This window comes from Alteromonas sp. CyTr2, from assembly GCF_947311905.1.
Classification (GTDB): domain Bacteria; phylum Pseudomonadota; class Gammaproteobacteria; order Enterobacterales; family Alteromonadaceae; genus Alteromonas; species Alteromonas macleodii.
The window spans coordinates 1-20,936 of record NZ_CAMZMZ010000034.1 but is presented as its reverse complement, the minus strand read 5'-3'; the positions used below and the strand labels follow the sequence as shown (position 1 = coordinate 20,936).

The window sequence follows — 20,936 nt, the reverse complement described above, 5'->3', positions numbered from 1 at the left end:
ATTATTACTTTCATTTCCTTGAAAACACAAGATATAGTTTTCAACTGGAAACGGGTGTTACTAAGAAGTCTTAGTAATAAGCTGTCAGCACTCTAGTCACAGAACAGGACTTCGCTTGATGACTCAAAAAAGAGCAAAGAAACAACAAATAAGAAAGAATAAAAATAAAGGGAAAATTGGTTCTCATAAAAAGGAAGGGACTAAGCTAATTGCACCTTTCAATCAAATCCCAAACGCAAGCTACAAGTCATGGATGAACGACAGGTTACCCTGCATGATTTGGGCTGGATTACTGATTAATGGGATGGGTAGAGAGCCATCAATTGAAGTTTTCAGACGAATCGGCTTTCACGTTGGCAATCTATTCCGTGAGATAGAAGACAGAGAATGCAATTTACCACGCGTAGGGATATACGGTTTGTCTACTCTAGATGCTGACTTACAAGATAAATTTCTTGAAGTGCTCTTCATGGAAGAGAAATCTTTTAAAGCTTTAAAGCCTCTTATGTTATTTAAAGACCTGCCTTTGCTCGATAAATGGAAAGAACATCTTGGAGAGATCTCGGAAGATGAAGATGAGCTTTGGACGGATTTAGCAAATGCAGCAGCAATGCTCTTAGATCACCAATCCCAAGAATCTACTGACTGTCGCTGGGCTTACATGATACCTATTGTTAATTCTGGAAAGTTTCATCTTCAAACGGAAGATCAATTTAGAGAATTTACAGAGTACCCGAATTACGAAGATCAACGAAGGGTTAGGCCATCTATTCGTGCTATCGAGATGCAGTTTGGTGGAGGTATGATGAATGATGACTATTCTAAAGGAAAAAAGGTCTGGTCAGAAAACTTCTGGGAAGAATGTAAAGATAAAACTACGTGTTTTGTCCCAGAACCTGAAAGAAGTAGTATTGATTTTGACTTAGTTAAAACAGTCACTTCTGTTCGAGATATTTGGGGTGAATTATCGGATCACTTTGTGGCAACAGATAAATTTACTCATGTTCAAGCTAAGCGTGATGCATCTTTTGGGTTTTGTTTTTACGCTCTTATCTTAACGCAAGAAGGATTGGCGTCATCGGGGAAGTTTCTTACTGCAAAGCTGGCTATAAGAATGCTGGCTGAAATATATATCACTTTTAAGTACCTAATAAGTGTTGGAGATGAAAAGCTATGGGATATCTATAGAAGTTATGGCTCAGGACAAGCAAAACTTACATTTTTAAAGCTAGATGAGATCCTAGAAGATAAACCAGGTTACATAAAAAGAGAAAATGTTGAAGCGCTTGCAAATGAAGACATCTATATGGACTTCCAAAATATCGACTTAGGTAATTGGGCAAAAACAGATCTACGAAAAATGTCTCAAGTATCTGATTGCAAGGATGTATATGACGCCTACTATTCTTGGCCTTCCTCATATGCACATGGTCAATGGTGCGCTGTAAGGGATGTGGTTTTTACCACCTGTTACAACCCGCTTCATCGTCTTCATCGAGTTCCTAGGCCCTCGCCAAGATATGAGGATGGAGCAGAAAGTGATCTTATTTTGCTATTCAATAAAGTTTTAGACTTACTGAATGATGTCTATCCAAAGTTTGATAAAAGGGCAGAACTTGTACATGAATCTGAAGGCTAGTGCCAACAAAGCGCTGCTGTCGGACAAATTTTCCGCTGCGCTCCAAATTTGTCGCAGAGCGCGACGTTAGCTATCAACGAAGAAAAAAGACATGATTCAAGAATCTTTATCCATAGCTACATCACTTGCCGAGAGTTGGCTGCGCGGTGGAAAAGCTCTACGAAGAGTTATTGGCGGGGCAATAATCCTTGTTGGGGTTGCAATTGCTGTTCTAACAGCTGGGAAAATATTTGATCCAGAAAAGCAAATGTTTGAAATCTTAGCAGGGGCACTAGGTGCTATTTCAGCCATACTTACTCTGGGCGTTCTCGCATATCAAAACGCTTTGCAAAGAACCCAGGCCGAGAAGAAAATCCATGAGGTCGAAGAACGGCTTAGAGAAAACCCCAAACAGACCCAAGCTGCTTGGGAGCTGGCTCAAACTAAACTTGAAAGTTACATAAATAGAAACCTCAGCCAAGTTCGTTCTATTTTTTGGTTAACTACAATTGTGATGTTGTTTGGCTTTGCCTTAATTTCATTTGGTATTTATAAGGCTTTTCAAAACCCTAGTGAATTAGGTGCTTCTATAATAGCGGCTTCTAGCGGCATTATAGTCAACGTTATTGGCGCAACATTTTTGATTGTATTCAAATCTACAATGACCCAAGCGCAGGATTATATGGGCATTATTGAGCGTATAAATGCTGTAGGAATGTCTGTTCAAATACTTGATACTATGTCGGGCACTTCCGCTGACTTAAAAGACAAGACAACATCTGACATCTCACAAAAGCTACTTGATTTGTATAGTCCGGTAGGAAAGAGAGCTAATAAATAACTGTAGTCGTTCGCAAGCTCACTGGAACAATAACACGTAGGCTCAGTGGCTTCGCTGCCAGTTTAGCCTTCGTGTTATTTGTCCATGCGTTGGGCGTTACATTTTTTGAGAGGGATTAGTGGTCACCTTTATGGATTTTCTAAAGCATGTTAATGCGACACATTTACACGACAAGATTGATAAATTTCGTGATTTAGACTTCAAGCGAATGTCATATCAGGAAATCCAAAAAGCTATAGCTGATGTGATTACTTTTAGCACTCCGCATGGCAACATTTCGGTATTAATGCCGATGAATGCAAGTTACCCAGCTGGTACAAGGTTTTACCGAGTTCGAGCATTACCTGAGAATGATCGAAAAATCTCTCTCCAAACTATGTCTAAGGTGTCTGATTGTTGGGAGCCTCCAGAACATATAGTGAAAGCAGGAAGGCTAAATCGAGACAATGAATCTTTATTGTATACAGCGCCTATTTCGCCTTTTGTTGCAGTAGAGGAAATGAAGATTCCAGATGGAGAGTTGTTTTCTCTTATTGTTTACGAATCGCTAGCGAAAATTAATGTAACCATGATTGGAGCACTTCCAAATATTGAAGGGCTAAATGCAGAGGAAGTGCTCAAATCTAAGATGATTCAAGACTTTTTGAAACATGAGTTCATTAGAGATGTTGGTGTGGGTACAGAGTACCTTTATAGGATTTCCGAATCGATAACTAAGGACTACTTTGATTTACCTCCTGATTTTCAAGATGCTTGGTGTTACCCGTCTGTTGCAAAAAAAGGTCATTTCAATGTGTGCTTCCGTAAAGATAAAAGATCCAAACTTAAGTTAGTTGGTTCTCAAATTGCTAGTGTTGTTCGAGAAAAAGATGACTACCTGTTTCAAGTAAAACTGGTAACTAAGATCGGAGCAGACGGTGAGAGTCTCACTTACCATCGAATAGGTTCTGACGAGCAACAGGAGATCTTTCCCGAAATTATGTTGGCAGAAATGTAACAAGTGAATGTTGTCGAATTGGTTTTCCGCAGCGCGCAAATCAGCGGTAAATGCGGGCGTTGAAGGTCTACTTCTTGTATTAAGCGGATTTCGATTGTTCAGCTCATGAAGGGTTGTTTTAGCTTCTAATAGGGTAAATCCGCTAATCTTGTACAGCACTAATTATCCACACAAAAACTACACGTAGAGTAAAAGTACCATCGCTAGCCCAAGCGAAAAATCGAAAAAATCTACGTGTAGTATTTGTGTATTTACATCTCAATTTGAATAAAACCCACAACTTCAAAAAAAGCCTGTAACCCTTTAAACACAGTGCGTGCAGAACAAGTGTACTTTGTTGTTGATTGCTAGTGGGTTGTTAGTGGGGGATTCCGCTACAGCCCGCGTTGTAGTGGGGCTGTAGTGGGTTTAATGTGGTGGAGCTGGCGGGATTTGAACCCGCGTCCAGAAAATGTCTACCTTTGGTACTACATGCTTAGTTTGTCATTTATTTAACTGCTTGGAACTCCGACAAACAGGATTTCCTTGCAGCTGGCCTAATACTGTTTCGCGGTTCACCCTTAGACAAGGTTCCCTCGCTATCCTACTTGGATGACCTTCCGAATCCCCGCTAGCAGGAAAAGACTAGGGTGGAAGGGCCTATGCCGGTTATTAAGCGGCTAGTGCGTATGTTTCGTCGTTTGCGACTATTTAAATGCGGCTTTTTAAGAGGCAAACCGCTCCTCTGCATGCACCTCCGGCTTCCTAGATCCTGTCGAATCCTAATCAGCCCCGAGTGTGATGTTCAATAATAGCACAATTGTTACATGGTGAAATACATTCTTTTGAAAATTACTATAAATTTTAAGGGTTTGTCTATAAATCAACCAAAAATAACATCTAGTTTTTCAAAAGCTTAGCTGTGTGGCTTTCAGTTGAAGCTTTGCTTAAACAGCAACACACAAACATTGAGTATTATTGAACTACCATAGATGTGTGGATGCTTGAGTAAAATTCAAGTGCCGAGCGCACAAGGGCTGTGCAAGAAACGCAATTTATAAACTAAAATAGCGCTTTTTATTTGATTACTTTAGCGAATTTTTAAGGAAATAGTGCTGATGTAATGATGCAATTAGTAGCAAGAACCATTAAAGTACGTGAGCATAATTAAAAGGCTTGTAGTGTAAATGTCTTCAGATTCCATATTGTATTCTCCGTATACCTTGCCATGTGGCGTAACAGCGCGAAACCGTCTTGTTAAAGCTGCTATGGAAGAAAATATGTCGAGTATGGGAAATATTCCCGGAGAGTCTTTGTACTCACTCTATCGATATTGGGCCCACGGCAATTTAGGCATGGTGATCACAGGCAACGTTATGGTCGATAAAGGCGCCATGACAGGGCCAGGTGGCGTTGCACTAGAAAAAGATACCGACATCGCACCGTTTCAAAAATGGGCAAAAATCATTAAGTCTAATGGCGCTTTAGCCATAATGCAGATTAATCACCCCGGTCGGCAGGTATTTAAAGCGATGAAAGGCAAAGCAATTGCGCCTTCTGCTGTACCGCTTGATATGGGTAAACACTCCAAGCTGTTTGCACAACCACGAGAAATGACCTGCCAAGACATTCACGATGTATGCAAACGTTTCGTTCAAACTGCTAAGCAAGCTGAAAAAGCCGGGTTTGATGGCGTTGAAATTCACGCCGCTCACGGTTACTTGCTTACGCAGTTTTTGTCTCCGCTTACTAATCAGCGTCAAGACGAGTGGGGAGGTTCTATTATTAATCGCGCCCGCTTGCTGATAAACATAGTCAGTCAGGTTCGAGCGGTTTGCGCTAAAGACTTTATTGTTATGGTAAAGCTTAACTCTGCAGATTTTCAGAAAAATGGTTTTTCTTTTGATGATGCCTGTGAGGTGGTAAATCGCTTGGAAGCCTTGGGTGTTGATGTTGTAGAACTGTCTGGCGGCAGTTATGAAGCGCCTGCCATGCAAGGGCAAACTCGTGACGACACCACGCTGGCCAGAGAAGCGTACTTTTTGGAATTTGCGCAGGCACTGGTGAGTAAAACTGATATTCCGCTTATGACAACTGGCGGTATAAAAAGGGCCGAGGTAGCAGAGGAAGTAATTGAGCAGGGCTGTGCCCTTGTTGGATTAGCCAGCGCCCTTGCTATTACGCCCGACTTAGCTAAAAAGTGGCAACAAGAATGGGCGTATTCGGGCATAATTCCACACTGCTCTTGGAAAGATAAATCGCTTGCAAGCCTTGCGAATATGGCCATGGTGCGAAGACAACTTAGACGCCTTGGGAATAACCTAACCACCTTAAGAAGCCCGTCACCGCTGTGGAGTCTGATTCTTGATATGCTACATCGCAAGAAAATGACGAAACGAGACGTAGGTTAAACCTACTACACTTCTTTTTTGGCAGCCCAAATAAAAACACAGCGTTAAACGCTGTGTTTCATCATTCTTTCTTTTTGACGTTGCCAATCTTTGTCTTTAATGGTGTCACGCTTGTCATGGGCGTGCTTACCTTTTGCTAGGTGAATTTCTAGTTTCACCCAACACTTTTTCCAATACATAGACGTGGCAACGATTGAATAACCTTGGCGGTCTCGCGCACCCATTAAGCGGTCAATTTCTCGTTTGTTCAGCAACAATTTGCGAGCACGCTCTGGAGCAGCGATAACGTGGGTAGAGGCTTGATTCAGCGGACTAATTCTACACCCTACCAAATACGCTTCGGCATTCTGGATAATAATGTACGCATCGGTAATGTTCACTTTACCGGCACGAATACTTTTAATTTCCCACCCTTGAAGCTCAAGTCCGGCTTCGAACTTGTCTTCTAGGAAATAGTCGTGACGCGCTTTTTTATTCTGCGCGATATTTCCTGTGGTGTTTTTGTTGGCTTTATTCTTTTTCATGCTGGCTATTATACTGATTGTTCAAAGGAATGTCTTTAGTTGTCATTGTTATCTTATATTGGGGCATTTGGTTCAAAACCGAATACGAGCGAACCAAATTTTCTGTGATACAATGCGGCCAAGAGTTTTAATTGTAGTGGAATCAATGCCAAGTATTCATAGAAGCGCGCTGGTAGCTCATAGCGCAGAAGCCATGTTTAACTTAGTCAACGATGTAGCTTCCTACCCAGAGTTTTTGCCAGGCTGTACCGATAGCAAAATCCTCGACACTTCAGCGCAAAGCATGAAAGCGTCATTGTTAGTGGCAAAAGCAGGTATCAAGCAATGGTTTACAACGCACAACGTGTTAGAGCCAGGTAAAAGTATTCAAATGCAACTGGTCGACGGTCCGTTTCGCTCGCTTACCGGTGGCTGGACATTTTCAGCGTTATCAGAAGAAGCCTGTAAAATTGAATTAAACCTAGAGTTTGAATTCAGCAATAAGCTAGCTGAAATGGCTTTTGGTAAAGTGTTTAACAGTTTAGCCAGCAGTATGGTTGCAGCGTTTACAGACCGAGCGCGGAGCGTGTACGCATGAGTAAGAAGCTCATCAATATTGAGGTTGCCTACGCGTTACCCACCAAGCAAACTATCATTGATGTTGCTATTCATGAAAATGCGACGGTAGAAGAAGGGATAAACGCGTCTAACGTGCTTGAGCAGTTTCCCGAGATTAATTTGAAAGCAACAAAAGTGGGTATTTGGAGCCGCGTGGTTAAGCTTCGCGACACGCTTACCGATGGCGACCGTATTGAAATTTACCGCCCGCTTATTGCTGACCCTAAAGAAATCCGCAAGCGCCGTGCTGAGAAAGCGAAAGAGGAAGGGCGCGCTGACAAAATCACAGGTGGAAAGGTAAATCCACTTAAGGCGAAGTCATAGCAGTCAGCTGAGCGCTTCTACGCCAGCGCCAAAGATAGATACAAAAATGGCCTTCAAGTGAAGGCCATTTTTTTTAAAGACAAAGGCTATTAGCTTTTTTCTGAAATACTGCCTAACTCCAGGAAAGGGGAGGCATCAATATCTTCAGCATCCATCATGCTAGCAATTCGCTGAACGGTAGCGACCATTTGGCTTTGCTCCCACTCTTTAAGCTGTGAAAAACGCTCGACAAAGTGTTCTTGAAGAGGGCGAGGTGCGTCAACCACTGCCTCTTTACCGCGTTCGGTTAAGAATACGCCCACTTTTCGTTTATCTTGCGTACTTCTTATGCGCGTAGCTAAGTCTCGTGATTCTAGTCTATCTAGAATATTCGTGATGGTTGCAGGGCTTAAGTTAATATTCTCTGCAATTTCGCGCACCATTATACCCGGGCGCTCTTCAATATTTTGCATCACCAATAACTGTGGGCCTGTTAAACCCACGTGTTTACTTAGCTGCTTGCTGCGTAGGTCTACAGCGCGTATTACGCGCCGTAGTGCCACTAATAGTTCTTCTTCTTTTCGCATGTTACTTCCAACAAATGCGTAACCCAACGGTTACTTAAGCAAATGAATAAAATGTTGGTGCTTATGATAGTGATCGATGACGTCATTAATGACCGAGATCTTCGACCAGCCCATAATATCATAGTTCTGACCACCTTCACTAAGGTGCACTTCGGCGCGATAGTACGTGGCCTTTTTGTTTTCGTCCAGTACTGGAGTGTCACTTGGACCAAATTCAGGCTGTTCTGTCGATACAGGGTGCACAGCATAAATAAACTCAGGGTCATTGCCCATATCAACGGTTAATATGAGTGCTTCGTCGGTATCTTCAATTTTAATTTCAAATTGCTGTGCTTTAAACTCCTCGCTTACTTCTATTAGCGCAGGCTTCACCACTTTGTTGATATAACGACGAACGGCAGTTTCATCTGGAAAGGTCACAATATTTTCAAGGCGCTCTTTCCAGTTTTTATCAGAGTCATTATGCTGCGGTGTACCCGTTAGTACTTGTAAACTTTCACGTTTGTACGCTTCAATACGAAGGGCTTTCAATAGTCCCGCTATGGCGATAAGCAGCACAATAGCAAATGGCAGTGCGGCAGCAATCGTCATAGTTTGCAGCGCGCCAAGACCACCAGCGTAAAGCAGCACTGAACTCACCACACCAACGCCAACAGCCCAGTATACTCGTTGCCACAACGGCGTATTGTTTTCACCGTGTGAACACAGCATATCGACAACCATGGCACCCGAATCACATGAGGTTACAAAGAACACAATGACCATCAATACTGCTATAAGGCTTAGTACTGAAGCGAAAGGGAACTGTTCTAAAAATACAAACAGTGCCACTGAGCTATCTTCATTTACCATTTGTGCGAGTACGTCTTTACCTTGTACTAACACCTGATCAATAGCAGCGTTGCCGAATACGGTCATCCAAAATAGTGTAAATGCTGATGGTATAAGCAGTACGCCCATTACAAATTCACGAATGGTTCTACCGTAAGAGATACGCGCGATAAACAGGCCAACAAACGGTGCCCATGCTAACCACCAACCCCAGTAGAAGATAGTCCAGCCGCCAATCCAGTCTGTTTTCTCATAGGCGAACAGGTTAAATGTGTTGCGCACCAAATCAGACAGATAAGCTCCAGTGTTCTGCATGAACGCTTGTAGTAAAAATACGGTTGGGCCTAAAAAAAGAACAATTAAAAGCAGCAGTAAGGCTAAAACCATATTGGTTTCTGACAGACGACGTATGCCTTTTTCCAGGCCAGTAGTTACAGAAATTACGGCTAAACCAACAACGCCTGCCATTATAGCTATTTGCACACCAGTATTTGACGGTAGACCAAATAAATAGTTAAAACCCGCATTTACTTGCGAAGCACCCAAGCCTAGCGACGTCGATACACCAAACACCGTTGACGTAACCGCGAATATATCAACCACGTGCCCAGGCCAGCCATAAATCCGGTCACCAATTAACGGATATAAAGCAGAACGCAGTGTAAGAGGTAAGTTTTGACGGTACGCAAAATAGCCCAAAATCAGCGCCACTACCGCATAAATTGCCCAAGCATGAACACCCCAATGGAAAAATGTGGTTTTCATTGCTTCGCGAACAGCGTCAATGCTTTCAGCCTGTGCAGTGGGGGGCGCTAAAAAGTGCATTAAGGGCTCGGCAACGCCAAAGAACATAAGCCCAATTCCCATTCCTGCTGCAAACAACATACTAAGCCAAGTCCCAAAGCTGAATTCGGGGCTTGCGTGATCTGGACCTAACTTTATTTCGCCGTAGCGTGACATGCCGAGGAAAACAACAAACACCACAATTACTGCGACAGTAAATACATAAAACCAACTACCGTTGGTCACAATTGCGCTCTGAAGCTTTTGGAAAAGCGCGTCTGCTGTTTCAGGAGCACCAGCAGCGAAGATAAGTAAACATAGGATTAAAGCTGACGATGTAAAAAACACCGGCTTGTTGAGTGGAGATTTATTTTCGTTCTCAATCACGCAGTAAATTCCTTTCACCTTTTATAAATTTCGGTTTATACGCAGAAATATACCGCATGGAGCATTTTTTATAAACATCAGATGAAATTATTTGATTTGTATGTATTTGGTCAATGAGTCAAAGTGCAGTCTTTTTTTTGTAGTTGTTTTTACGATAAAAATTAGACTTTCTGCTAGGTTTTAGGTGTTTTTGGTTAATTATTAATCGTTAGAGTAGAAATAATTAATAGATTGTGTATCGTAATATATGATCTTTTTGATATGTGTTTTAAGTAAACACTGTCCGAAGAATAAAAAACAATTGAAGGAAACACACACAAATGCGAAAAACTCAGCTTAGCTGTGCAATCATCGCTGCACTGGCATCCACCTCTCTGGCTGCGCAAGAAACTAAAGCGCCCGCTAAACTTGAAACCATAGAAGTTACCGCCACGAAAAGAAGTGAATCAATCCAAGATGTCCCTGTCGCAGTCTCTGCGTTAGATGGAAAAGCATTAGAAAACCTCGGTATTGATAACTTCCAAGACTACGTAGAGTTTTTACCGAATGTGGTATTCCAAGGTACAGGTCCAGGGCAAAACGAAATATACATTCGTGGTGCGGCGACCACGCAATCAAGCATTACCCTGTCATCTGTTCAAGCACTTCAGCCCTCAGTGGCTTTCTATCTTGATGAAATGCCTGTTTCTATGGCTGGCCGAAACTTAGATATTTTTGCTACCGACGTTGAGCGTGTAGAGGTTCTACCTGGGCCGCAAGGTACGTTATTTGGTGCGAGTTCTCAGGCAGGTACAGTTCGCCTAATCACAAACAAGCCAGATCATTCTGGATTTGCTGCAGGCTTCGATACCAGTATCTCTACCACAAAAGGCGGAGATATGAGTAACACGGTGGAGGCGTATTTCAACGTTACTCCAACTGACAACCTTGCGCTGCGTGTGGCTGCCTACAATGAAAGTCAGGGCGGTTGGATTGACAACATTGAAAATGAGCCAGGAAATGGTGGTTACATTGGAAGTGCAGTAGTTATTGATCGTATTTCTGGAAATGCATTGCAGAAACAGGGCATCGATCCGGCTGCTATGGATGCACGTCGTGAAATTAATGGTTTTACCCGCAGTGAAGCCGCCGTTGTGTCGCCAAGAAACAGCGAACATGTTGAAGATAACTTTAATGACGCGGTCTACTCAGGGGCGCGATTCGGGTTGTCTTACATTATCAACGAAGATTGGGATGTTCTGGTTCAACACACTCAACAAACACTTGATACTGAAGGTGTATTTGCCTACGACCCCACAGTGGAAGGCGAAAGCTCGGCAATTCGCTTTCAAAGCGATGAAAACTCCGACGAATTTGGCTTAACCACATGGACCCTAAATGGTCGTTTGGAAAAACTAGATTTGGTGTATACCGGTGGTTACCTCGATCGTGAAATAGACACGCTTACCGATTACACAGGCTACACCAACGGCGGCTTATTTTCCGCGTACTATGTGTGTACGCACTATGAAACGCCAGATAATCCAGATGACGCGCGCTGCCTCGATCCAAGTAAATACTACAAAGAAGACACCACTAGCACTCGCTTAACCCACGAACTACGTTTCAGCACAACGATGGATACACCATGGCAGCTAACGGCGGGTGTGTTTTATGACGAACAGGAGGTAGGCTCAGTAGGCCAGTTTAAAATCGCAAGCCCTGAAATCTTTGAGAACCTTGCGGGTTCATGGAATGCGCTGGCGGGTGACCGTGGAATTAACAGCGATGGTGGCCCTTTCTCTCCTGAAATTAGCTTTGTAAACGATGTTACGCATACTATCGAGCAGATCGCAGTATTTGGTCAGCTAGGCTATGAAATTACTGATACGCTTACTGCTACCATTGGTGCGCGCTGGTATCAAATTGACGATATTTATCGCGGCGCTACATCAACACGCGACGTAACAGGCCGATTAGAAGCCTATGGTCAAGGCGTGCTAGATCCCGCCGTTTATGATGGTTTGGGTCTTGACGGCCAAGGTGTTGTAGATGCTATCCAAGATGGTTCATTGGAAATTGGATTACTAGACGGTGACGGTGTACTCACTGTTGACGATACCATCTTCAAATTTGGCCTTGACTGGAAAGTAAATGAAAACGTATTGCTTTTCGCGAACTATTCAGAAGGCTTCCGTCCACCAGTAACTAACAGACTAGGTGGTGACGCAGCGGCAAATGACACTGGGGCCTTTGCGGATTTCCGTGTTCCAGTTTACTCAACAACAGATACGCTGGATAACTACGAAATTGGCCTGAAAGGTGATTTCTTAGACGGTATTTTGCGTGTTAATGCTACTGGTTACTATTCAGAAATCAGTGACTTGCAAACGTCGCGTTTCGACCCAGCAAATATTAGTTTCTTAGTCTTTACCGATAATGTTGGTGATGCAGAAGTTAAAGGGATTGATGCAGACATTACTTGGTTAGCGACAGATAACCTAGTTATTAACGCAGCATTTAGCGTACTGGATACTGAGCTGGTTAGTATTAACCCTGAACTAGAAGATATCGCGGCTGGCGTAGGCAGTGAGCTTCCGTACTCTGCTGATTTCTCAGGCAACATTAGCGCACGTTATTTCTTTGAGTTAGATGGCGGTAAAGAAGGGTATGTTAATGCATCACTTACCTACACCGGCGACCGTCTTGCTGGCATGGTGATGAACGCCTATGCCATGGAAGATGCAACTCGATTGATTTATGGCACGGGCTCGGGTCTGAAAATTAAAGATGAGGGTGACGAGTTTAAAGGCGCAACGTATCCAGGTGCAGATGGCGAAACAATTCGTGGTGGTCGCTACATTCAGGAAAGTTACGTGATTGGTAATGTATCTGTGGGGATGACGTATCAAAACTGGAAAGTTGAAGCATTCGTTGACAACGTTTTCGACAAATCAGCAATCTTGAACATTGATACTCAACAGTATACGCCTAAAGTTGTGACTAATCGTCCTCGTACTATAGGTCTTCGCTTCTCTTACGATTACTATTAATAGTCGTTTGTTGTAAACGAAGAAGCAGATTGTACACAGTGCATTAAACGGCAGGCCTAGGCCTGCCGTTTTCATTACTTATCTTAGAAAAATTCGGTAGTATTAAATATTTACCCTTTTGGCTTTCGCCAATTATCATCTGCGCTACCAAGAATTATAACGAAGGCTATGACAATAGAAGATTTTCAACATCAAGTTCGCGCTATTAAGCAAGCGCTTCAACGCGGTCAGTTATCACCTGCGAAATCGTATATTCAAGATTTATTGTCCGTGTCGCTAAATGAGCAGCAAGAAGCAGAAGTACTTTATTTGGCCGCTGTCACTTACAGGCTCTCGAACCAACATAGCGATGCTTTTAAGGCTATCGACACTCTTCTATCTCTTCGCCCAGATTACGGCAGGGGATACCAAGAGCTTGCTTACTGTCATGAAGCTGTGGGAGACCAACAAAACGCAGCAAGCGCGTTCTTTAAAGCAACGCATTTTAACCCCGCTCTTATAAGCAGTTGGAAAAAGCTGCTCTTAATCTATCAAAATCATCGCGACGCTACCGCTGAACAAATGGCATCAAATCAGATTGCGCACTTGCAGTCTCTTCCTCCGCCAATTCTGGGGGCCTACGACCTTATGTACGAAAAGCAGTTCGCTGCGGCAGAGCAAGTGTGCCGCCAATTTTTGGCTAAACAGAAGCATCACCCTGAAGCTATGATGTTGTTGGCTGAGATTGGTATGCAGTTGAAGGTGTACAGTGATGCAGAATTTTTGTTGGAAAGTTGTGTGGAATTATATCCGGACAACGAGCGAGCGGCGCTAGCTTATCAAAACGTGCTTTCAAAGTTGGGTAAGTTTCCAGAGGCCGTAAACGTTGCGCGACAAAGACTCTCAAAAAGCCCAGACAGTTTTGTTATTAAAATCAGTCTTGCTCATGCGCTTGTTGGTCTGGGGCTATTAGATGAAGCGATAGATATTTACCATGGCGTACTAGAACAAACGCCAGATAGACCTAAAGTTTGGGTGTCATTGGGTCATGCACTAAAAGCTAAAGGCGTTACTGCCGATGCGGTTAACGCTTACGAAAAAGCGGTAGATTTTGCTCGCGACTATGGCGATGCCTATTGGAGCTTGGCGAATACGAAGACGTATAAGTTTAGTGACAAGATGCTTAAGCAAATGACTGAGCAAGTCAGCAATGATGCAATTAACTTAGACGATAAAATTCATATTTGTTTTGCGCTCGGAAAAGGGTTTGAAGATAACGCTCAGTATGACAAGGCCTTCGCGTATTACCAGCAGGGTAATGCGCTTAAACGCAGTACGCTTCAATTCGATATTGGGAAAACCGAGCGAGCATTAGATGCTCAGCAACAGGCTTTTAGTCAAGACGATTTCAAAAAAACACAGGGTTGCCAAGCGCCAGATCCTATTTTTATTGTGGGCTTGCCCCGCGCTGGTTCGACATTATTAGAGCAAATCCTCGCGTCACATTCGCACGTAGACGGCACCATGGAGCTACACGATATATTAGGCATTGCTTCCTCATTAAGTCATCAAAAAACACCTTATCCGTTTAACGTTAGCGAACTAGACAGTGCAACCCTTGAAAAGCTTGGTGCCCGTTATATTGAGCAAACTAAAGCTTACCGACAGGGCGCGGCATTTTTCATTGATAAAATGCCCAATAACTTCATTCACATAGGCTTAATTAAAAAGATACTGCCTAACGCCAAAATTATTGATGCACGCAGAAATCCAATGGACTGCTGTTTTAGTGGCTTTAAACAGCTATTCGGTGAGGGGCAAGAGTTCAGCTATTCGCTTGACGATATTGGCCGTTACTATAATGCTTATGAACAGCTTATGGATTATTGGCATAGTGTATTGCCTAGGGAAATTCTTACTGTACAGCACGAAGATGTTCTGGATGATTTGGAAGGGCAAGTTAAACGCATTCTAGATTTTTGTGGGTTAGATTTTGAAGAAGCATGCTTAGCGTTTCACCAAACCAAACGGGTGATAAAGACGCCAAGCTCTGAACAGGTTCGCCAACCTATATACAAAACAGGGATGGGGCAGTGGAAGCCTTTCGAAAACTATTTAGCTGAGCTTAAACAAGCACTAGGCAGAGACACCTCAAAGCCAGATAATTAATGGATAGTCAAAAATGAAGAGTCATGGCTGTCTTTAAGTCATGACTCTTAATTAGTTAAAACGTATCAACTACCTTTTAAGGCTGATACGGAAGCGAAGATTGATGAAGGATAATGCGAATTTTTCCGTCTTCACATTGTTTGAAAACAAAGCTCTTGTTTACAAAAATATGGCTGTCGTCTTCGCCGATAAAGTGTACGTTACACTGAACAATGGCAAGCTCACCGTTTAAGATAAAGTCTTCTTTGCTATACCAAACCTTCACCCATGGCTTTAATTTAAAGCCATTGTCGTTTGGATAGTCGCTATTACCGCCTACGAAATAAGATAAAGCGCCTTCTTTTGTTGGGCGAAATGTTTGAGAGCCAAAAGTAAGCGTAGGTTTAAAGAGTACTTTTCCATTATCGTAGTCGTAGTTATCTGACAGCACTTGTGAAGCGAATGCTTTTACATCGCCACCTTCAGCGTGCACTTTACCTACCGCTACTACATTGTCGCACCAAGTTTGTAGTGCGGTATGAACCATTTCTTCTGTGAACATGTTACTTCTCCCAAGATAATGTGCAATGTTATATTGTATTATTATGATTTGTTTACAATATCGATAAATTAATGAATTGTAACTGTTTATCCGTGATAGTCATTTTCTATCAGCAAGCGCTAAGACCTGTCGATTGCATAACTTCAATTTTTCCAATAAGAAAACCTGTTACCTATTAGACATTAAAAAATGTTAATCATTCTTAATCTAATCTTCTGTTTTCAACGTTACAACGTTATCTGATGACGAGTTTACAAGCTATTACATCTGTAATGCTTAGACTTAATGTAGAAGGTTTAGTCATGAATGACGTTACACAGCTAATATTGATGTATTTCATCATACCGCTGTGGTTCACAGCGGGGATAGTCGACTGGTTTTGCCACCGCAGCAGTAATATTGCTGCTACCGCGGGGCCGAAGGAGTCCTTAATTCATCTATTGATGTTTATAGAGGTAGGAATCCCTCTTTTTATGGTTCTCCTCTTTGAGGTGAATAGTTTAATTATTGCTGCAGGTATTCTGTTTTTCTTCTTACATGAATTAACAGCACTGTGGGACGTTAGCTATGCGGTATCGAAAAGAAGAGTGGGGCCTATTGAGCAGCATGTGCACAGCTTTTTGGAAATGATACCGCTGCTCGCATTAATTTTGGTAATTGCCAGACATTGGTCTCATTTTATAGCGTTATTCGGACTGGGCGAAAGTCCTGCTGATTTTGGTCTGCGGTTTAAGCAAGAGCCCCTTCCAACATGGTATTTACTATCAGTTATCGCCGTTGCTACCGTGCTAGAATTTTTACCTTATGTAGAGGAGTTGATTAGAGGTATGAAAGCAAAAGAAAAAAGTTCACAAGAAAAAACGACGTTGTCTTCAGATGAAGAAAAACAATCCAATAGTAAAGCGGACGTTTCACATCAGGATGCAGAAGCTGCGAGCCCTTATGCATCATCTGTTGCAGGTGAAGAAGACCCAGGTGTAGCGCTTGAAGAATTGGTAGAAAGCAACAAGAAGTGACGCTTCAATAGTAAATAATAAAAGGGCAAGCGAGACCGCAAATACTAGAGCTACTATCGCCTAGTTAGCCTAAACTTGACCAGAATCTAGGTAATGTGGTGCCTTGTCGCTTTACATAGTTAAAGGCACCACCGCGACATAAAAAGTGTTGTATAAAATACAGCGGGTAAATATGGCAGCTTCGTACAAAGTTACTGAATACTTAAAAGCCCGCTTAGTACTTACGACGTTTGAGCCCCGTCTCTGCCAATATTTTTGCTGAGATCTCTTCAATCGAGTACTTAGTGCTATTTAAAAACGGGATTTTTTCCTTTCTATACAAGTTTTCTACTTCACGCAGTTCCATTCGACATTGTGGCAGCGATGCATATTTGCTGTTTGCACGGCGCTCTGAACGTATTTGATGGAGTCTATCCGCTGCAATCGTTAGCCCAAAAAGCTTATGTTTGAACCTGCGTAGGGCAGGGGGGAGCTTAAGCATGTCGCCCATGTCTTCTTCTGTAAAAGGGTAGTTCGCTGCTTTTATTCCGTATTGAAGGGCTAAGTAAAGACTTGTTGGCGTTTTACCCGAACGTGAAACACCAGTAAGAATGATGTCTGCTTCATCGTAATCTTTTAGATTAGAGCCATCGTCATTAGCCAGTGCGTAGTTTACGGCCTCAATTCTAATATCGTAGGTGGTTTCGTGGATACTGTGTGTACGATGTTTTTCTGGTTTTGAAGGAACACCCAATACTTTTTCCAGTGGCGCTACGAATTGATCGAGAAAATTATAGTTAATGCCCACAGATTTCGAGATTATTTTGCGAATATCTACATTCACAATTGTATAAAAAACGAGCGGCCTTTCTCCGGTGTCTTGAAAACTTTCAGAAATTTGCTGTAAAACTTTGTGAGCTTGTTCCTCAGTTTCAACGAACGGAATGGTGTTGTGATTGAAAGAAACGGGAAACAGGGAAAGCAGGGCGTGGCCGAAGACCTCTGCAGTGATGGCTGTACCATCTGAAATATAAAAAGCTGTGCGCACAACATATCCTTAACATTGGTGTAATTTTATTACAAAAGTAATAAAGGGTTTACTTTCTGAATTTCCCCATTCTAAGATGATTTCGTCGAAAAGCTACACGGTTCTTGTGAATGATGGCAAATATCAATAGGTTTGCTGTCAAACGTAATGGACAGCGTTAACAGTGGTTTTCACCACATATCGACTACAATTTGATGAGTTTCAGGTGACAAAAGCACAAACCTGAAATTAACCTCATACCCTACACATAAAAAAGCTGGAGGCTTGGGCTGTGCAAGAATACGTACTTTGGTATCAAGAACTGGGCATGCATGATGTGGGTCGCGTAGGCGGCAAAAATGCATCATTAGGCGAGATGATTTCAAACCTGGCGAACGCCGGTGTGCAGGTGCCGGGAGGTTTTGCTACCACCGCCGAGGCATTTAATGAGTTTCTAGAGCAAAGTGGCCTAGAAGCGCGCATTCACGAAGTCTTAGACTCGTTAGACGTAGATGACGTAAACGCACTTACCGAAGCAGGTAAAAACATTCGTCAGTGGATTATCGACACGCCATTTCAAGGCAAGTTAGAAGAAGAAATCAAAACTGCCTTTGTTACACTTCAGGGTGATGCAGGTGAAGAAGCATCATTTGCAGTGCGTTCTTCTGCTACCGCAGAAGATATGCCCGATGCGTCTTTCGCAGGTCAACAAGAGACTTTCCTAAACGTTAAAGGCTATGAAGCCGTGCTTGTGGCAATTAAGCACGTGTTCGCATCGCTATTTAACGACCGCGCTATTTCATATCGCGTTCACCAAGGGTACGACCACAAAGGCGTGGCGCTATCTGCAGGCATTCAACGCATGGTGCGTAGTGATATCGCATCATCAGGCGTGATGTTTACTATCGATACAGAGTCTGGCTTTGAAGACGTTGTATTTATTACCAGCTCATTTGGTTTAGGTGAAATGGTGGTGCAGGGTGCGGTTAACCCTGATGAATTCTATGTTCACAAACCAACACTTGATAAAGGCTTGCCTGCTATCGTTCGTCGTAACCTTGGTAGTAAGCTGACTAAAATGGTGTACTCAGATGATGAAGCACACGGTAAGCAAGTGTCTATTGTCGATATTGATGCAGCTGACAGCAAAACCTTCTCGTTGACTGATGACGAAGTAATGGAGCTTGCTAAACAGGCGCAGATCATTGAAAACCACTACAAGCGTCCTATGGACATCGAGTGGGCAAAAGATGGCGCAGACGGCAAACTATACATTGTTCAGGCTCGCCCTGAAACGGTACGCAGCCGTGAAGACTCACAGAGCATCGAGCGATTCCAGTTGAAAGGTCAAAGCAACATTGTTTGTGAAGGCCGTGCAATTGGTCACAAAATCGGTGCTGGTGTAGCGAAAGTGCTTGATTCAATTGAAGAGATGGACAAAATCCAGGCGGGTGATGTTCTGGTAACTGACATGACAGACCCTGACTGGGAACCTATCATGAAGAAGGCTTCTGCTATTGTTACCAACCGCGGTGGCCGTACGTGTCACGCGGCAATCATCGCGCGTGAGTTAGGTATTCCAGCGGTTGTGGGTTGTGGTAACGCGACTGACAGTATCAAGAACGGCGACAAAATTACTGTATCTTGTGCTGAAGGTGACACTGGTTTTATCTACGGTGACGAACTGGAGTTCGACGTAGTGACCTCACGCATTGACGCAATGCCTGACCTACCGCTGAAAGTCATGATGAACGTGGGTAACCCCGATCGCGCATTTGATTTTGCTCGCTTGCCAAACGCAGGTGTTGGTCTTGCGCGTCTTGAGTTTATTATCAACCGCATGATTGGTGTGCACCCTAAAGCACTACTTAATTTCGACAGCCAGCCTGAAGAGTTGAAAGAAGAAATTAGCGATATGATTGCAGGCTACGAGTCGCCTACGGAATACTACATCGAGAAATTGGTGGAAGGTATTTCAACCATTGGCGCTGCATTCTCGCCAGAGAAAGTTATTGTTCGTATGTCAGATTTCAAATCGAACGAATACTTCAACTTAGTGGGCGGTTATCAATACGAGCCAGACGAAGAAAACCCAATGTTGGGTTTCCGTGGTGCAAGCCGCTACATCTCTGAAGATTTCCGCGATTGTTTTGCCCTTGAATGTGAAGCCATAAAGCGCGTTCGCAACAAAATGGGCTTGACCAATGTTGAGATCATGATCCCGTTTGTTCGTACATTAGAAGAAGGTCGTCAAGTTATCGAGCTTCTTGAAGAGCAGGGACTTAAGAAAGGTGAAAATGGCCTTCGCGTTATTATGATGTGTGAACTGCCATCAAACGCTTTGCTTGCTGATAAGTTTTTAGACATTTTCGACGGTTTCTCTATTGGGTCTAACGACTTAACGCAGTTAACCCTAGGTCTAGATCGCGACAGTGGTCTTATCGCGCACTTGTTTGATGAACGTGATGAAGCGGTCAAAGCATTGTTGTCAATGGCAATTCAGGCAGCGAAGAAGCGTGGAAAATACGTAGGCATTTGTGGTCAAGGTCCATCAGATCACGAAGACTTCGCCGCGTGGCTGGTACAAGAAGGGATTGATTCGGTATCACTTAATCCTGATACCGTGGTTGAAACCTGGCTTTACCTGGCGGAAAAGCACGCTTAATCACGCAGCTCGGATGTGAAGGCTAGAAAGCTTAAGGGCTATCTAGTTTTCCATCTAACGTCGTGTTATTTCACGACGTTATCGCTTTGATATTATTGAAAAAGAGACCATAAAGTCTCTTTTTTTGTTAGGCAACTTAAAGTGATGGCCACTCATCTAGAAGCAAATCTTTGCTCAAGTTTCATTCCTTAAAAAAACTGTGGTTATTTAGCAAAACTATGCATTTTTGCGTGTTGATAACATGACTTTGTGTAATTAAAAATGTAATATTACAAAGTGACTTTCACTTTGAATCTTTGATTAATAATTAACTTGGTTGAATTCTCATGGCACATAATGACAGCGCAGTTTCAGTAAATACTTCCGAAGAAAACGTTATGCAATCACGCTCTGTGGTAGAGCAGTTGGCGGAAGCGCAAAAAGAAATTAACGAGCTTAAAATGCAGTTAATGTGGATGGAACGCAACTACGAGTAAGAATAACCTGTTAGAATAAGGCGGGAATTAACCGTCAAACACTGAAAGTGTTTTCCTTCTAATTGTAAGGTTACAGGTTGATTTACAGTTTAAATGAAAGGAGGTCATGTTGGCCTCCTTTTTTGTTTGCCCAGCGAAGCTGGCAAACCCGTCAGGTTGAAAGAAACCTGAATCACCCTGACTGAGGGGAAGAT

General features: G+C 42.9%; 16 protein-coding genes and 1 other RNA gene. 11 read left to right on the top strand and 6 right to left on the bottom strand.

The features are described from left to right. The first annotated feature begins 118 nt into the window (after positions 1–118). The 3 genes from QME20_RS15680 to QME20_RS15670 all read left to right on the top strand — a co-directional run bounded on the left by QME20_RS15680 (position 119) and on the right by QME20_RS15670 (position 3,456). Positions 119–1,639 (top strand): DUF5677 domain-containing protein, encoded by a 1,521-nt coding sequence (locus tag QME20_RS15680; protein WP_281716219.1) that lies wholly within the window; start codon positions 119–121, stop codon positions 1,637–1,639. Positions 1,640–1,730: 91 nt separating this feature from the next. After that, entirely contained in the window at positions 1,731–2,459 is a 729-nt protein-coding gene (locus QME20_RS15675; RefSeq protein ID WP_281716218.1) for a hypothetical protein, read from the top strand. Positions 2,460–2,589: 130 nt separating this feature from the next. Then, positions 2,590–3,456, top strand: coding sequence for a hypothetical protein (locus QME20_RS15670; protein ID WP_281716217.1), 867 nt, complete (start codon positions 2,590–2,592; stop codon positions 3,454–3,456). A 414-nt stretch (positions 3,457–3,870) separates the two neighbouring features. Here QME20_RS15670 and ssrA read toward each other — a convergent pair. Continuing rightward, positions 3,871–4,229, bottom strand: a transfer-messenger RNA (tmRNA) gene (gene ssrA, locus QME20_RS15665). Between the two features lie 393 nt (positions 4,230–4,622). Between ssrA and QME20_RS15660 the strand changes: the two genes are divergently transcribed. After that, on the top strand, positions 4,623–5,846 hold the full coding sequence (locus QME20_RS15660) for an NADH:flavin oxidoreductase/NADH oxidase family protein (RefSeq protein WP_281716216.1): 1,224 nt from the start codon (positions 4,623–4,625) through the stop codon (positions 5,844–5,846). A 44-nt stretch (positions 5,847–5,890) separates the two neighbouring features. Here QME20_RS15660 and smpB read toward each other — a convergent pair whose 3' ends face one another. Continuing rightward, positions 5,891–6,370, bottom strand: coding sequence for an SsrA-binding protein SmpB (smpB, locus tag QME20_RS15655; RefSeq protein ID WP_014949307.1), 480 nt, complete (start codon positions 6,368–6,370; stop codon positions 5,891–5,893). A 145-nt stretch (positions 6,371–6,515) separates the two neighbouring features. Between smpB and QME20_RS15650 the strand changes: the two genes are divergently transcribed. Beyond that, complete coding sequence (locus QME20_RS15650) at positions 6,516–6,947, top strand: type II toxin-antitoxin system RatA family toxin (RefSeq protein WP_014949308.1); 432 nt, start codon at positions 6,516–6,518, stop codon at positions 6,945–6,947. After that, positions 6,944–7,291 (top strand): RnfH family protein, encoded by a 348-nt coding sequence (locus QME20_RS15645; RefSeq protein WP_281716215.1) that lies wholly within the window; start codon positions 6,944–6,946, stop codon positions 7,289–7,291. The genes QME20_RS15650 and QME20_RS15645 overlap by 4 nt, the downstream gene beginning before the upstream one ends. An 89-nt stretch (positions 7,292–7,380) precedes the next feature. Here the strand turns inward: QME20_RS15645 and QME20_RS15640 are convergent, their stop codons facing one another. Together QME20_RS15640 and betT are read right to left on the bottom strand one after the other, a co-directional pair. After that, entirely contained in the window at positions 7,381–7,857 is a 477-nt protein-coding gene (locus tag QME20_RS15640) for a MarR family transcriptional regulator (protein ID WP_012518305.1), read from the bottom strand. A gap of 30 nt (positions 7,858–7,887) precedes the next feature. Continuing rightward, positions 7,888–9,858: a choline BCCT transporter BetT gene (betT, locus tag QME20_RS15635; protein WP_281716214.1), complete on the bottom strand. Its 1,971-nt coding sequence runs from the start codon at positions 9,856–9,858 to the stop codon at positions 7,888–7,890. 320 nt (positions 9,859–10,178) lie between these two features. Here betT and QME20_RS15630 point away from each other — a divergent pair, with 320 nt between their 5' ends. Both QME20_RS15630 and QME20_RS15625 read left to right on the top strand, forming a co-directional pair. Beyond that, entirely contained in the window at positions 10,179–12,890 is a 2,712-nt protein-coding gene (locus QME20_RS15630; protein WP_281716213.1) for a TonB-dependent receptor, read from the top strand. A gap of 168 nt (positions 12,891–13,058) precedes the next feature. Further along, positions 13,059–15,038: a sulfotransferase gene (locus QME20_RS15625; protein WP_281716212.1), complete on the top strand. Its 1,980-nt coding sequence runs from the start codon at positions 13,059–13,061 to the stop codon at positions 15,036–15,038. A gap of 76 nt (positions 15,039–15,114) precedes the next feature. Here QME20_RS15625 and QME20_RS15620 read toward each other — a convergent pair whose 3' ends face one another. Then, positions 15,115–15,579, bottom strand: a complete 465-nt coding sequence (locus QME20_RS15620; RefSeq protein WP_156086370.1) for a hypothetical protein — start codon at positions 15,577–15,579, stop codon at positions 15,115–15,117. Positions 15,580–15,821: 242 nt separating this feature from the next. On the opposite strand from QME20_RS15620, the gene QME20_RS15615 reads away from it, so the two are divergent. Then, complete coding sequence (locus QME20_RS15615) at positions 15,822–16,595, top strand: diguanylate cyclase (RefSeq protein WP_281716211.1); 774 nt, start codon at positions 15,822–15,824, stop codon at positions 16,593–16,595. Positions 16,596–16,809: 214 nt separating this feature from the next. Here the strand turns inward: QME20_RS15615 and QME20_RS15610 are convergent, their stop codons facing one another. Beyond that, positions 16,810–17,622 (bottom strand): pyruvate, water dikinase regulatory protein, encoded by an 813-nt coding sequence (locus QME20_RS15610; RefSeq protein ID WP_049586695.1) that lies wholly within the window; start codon positions 17,620–17,622, stop codon positions 16,810–16,812. A 271-nt stretch (positions 17,623–17,893) separates the two neighbouring features. Here QME20_RS15610 and ppsA point away from each other — a divergent pair, with 271 nt between their 5' ends. Further along, the gene (gene ppsA / locus QME20_RS15605) at positions 17,894–20,266 is read left to right on the top strand and encodes a phosphoenolpyruvate synthase (RefSeq protein ID WP_049586697.1); all 2,373 of its coding nucleotides are present in this window, start codon (positions 17,894–17,896) and stop codon (positions 20,264–20,266) included. A 326-nt stretch (positions 20,267–20,592) separates the two neighbouring features. Further along, positions 20,593–20,742 (top strand): hypothetical protein, encoded by a 150-nt coding sequence (locus tag QME20_RS15600; protein WP_155279892.1) that lies wholly within the window; start codon positions 20,593–20,595, stop codon positions 20,740–20,742. The last annotated feature ends 194 nt before the right edge of the window (positions 20,743–20,936 follow it).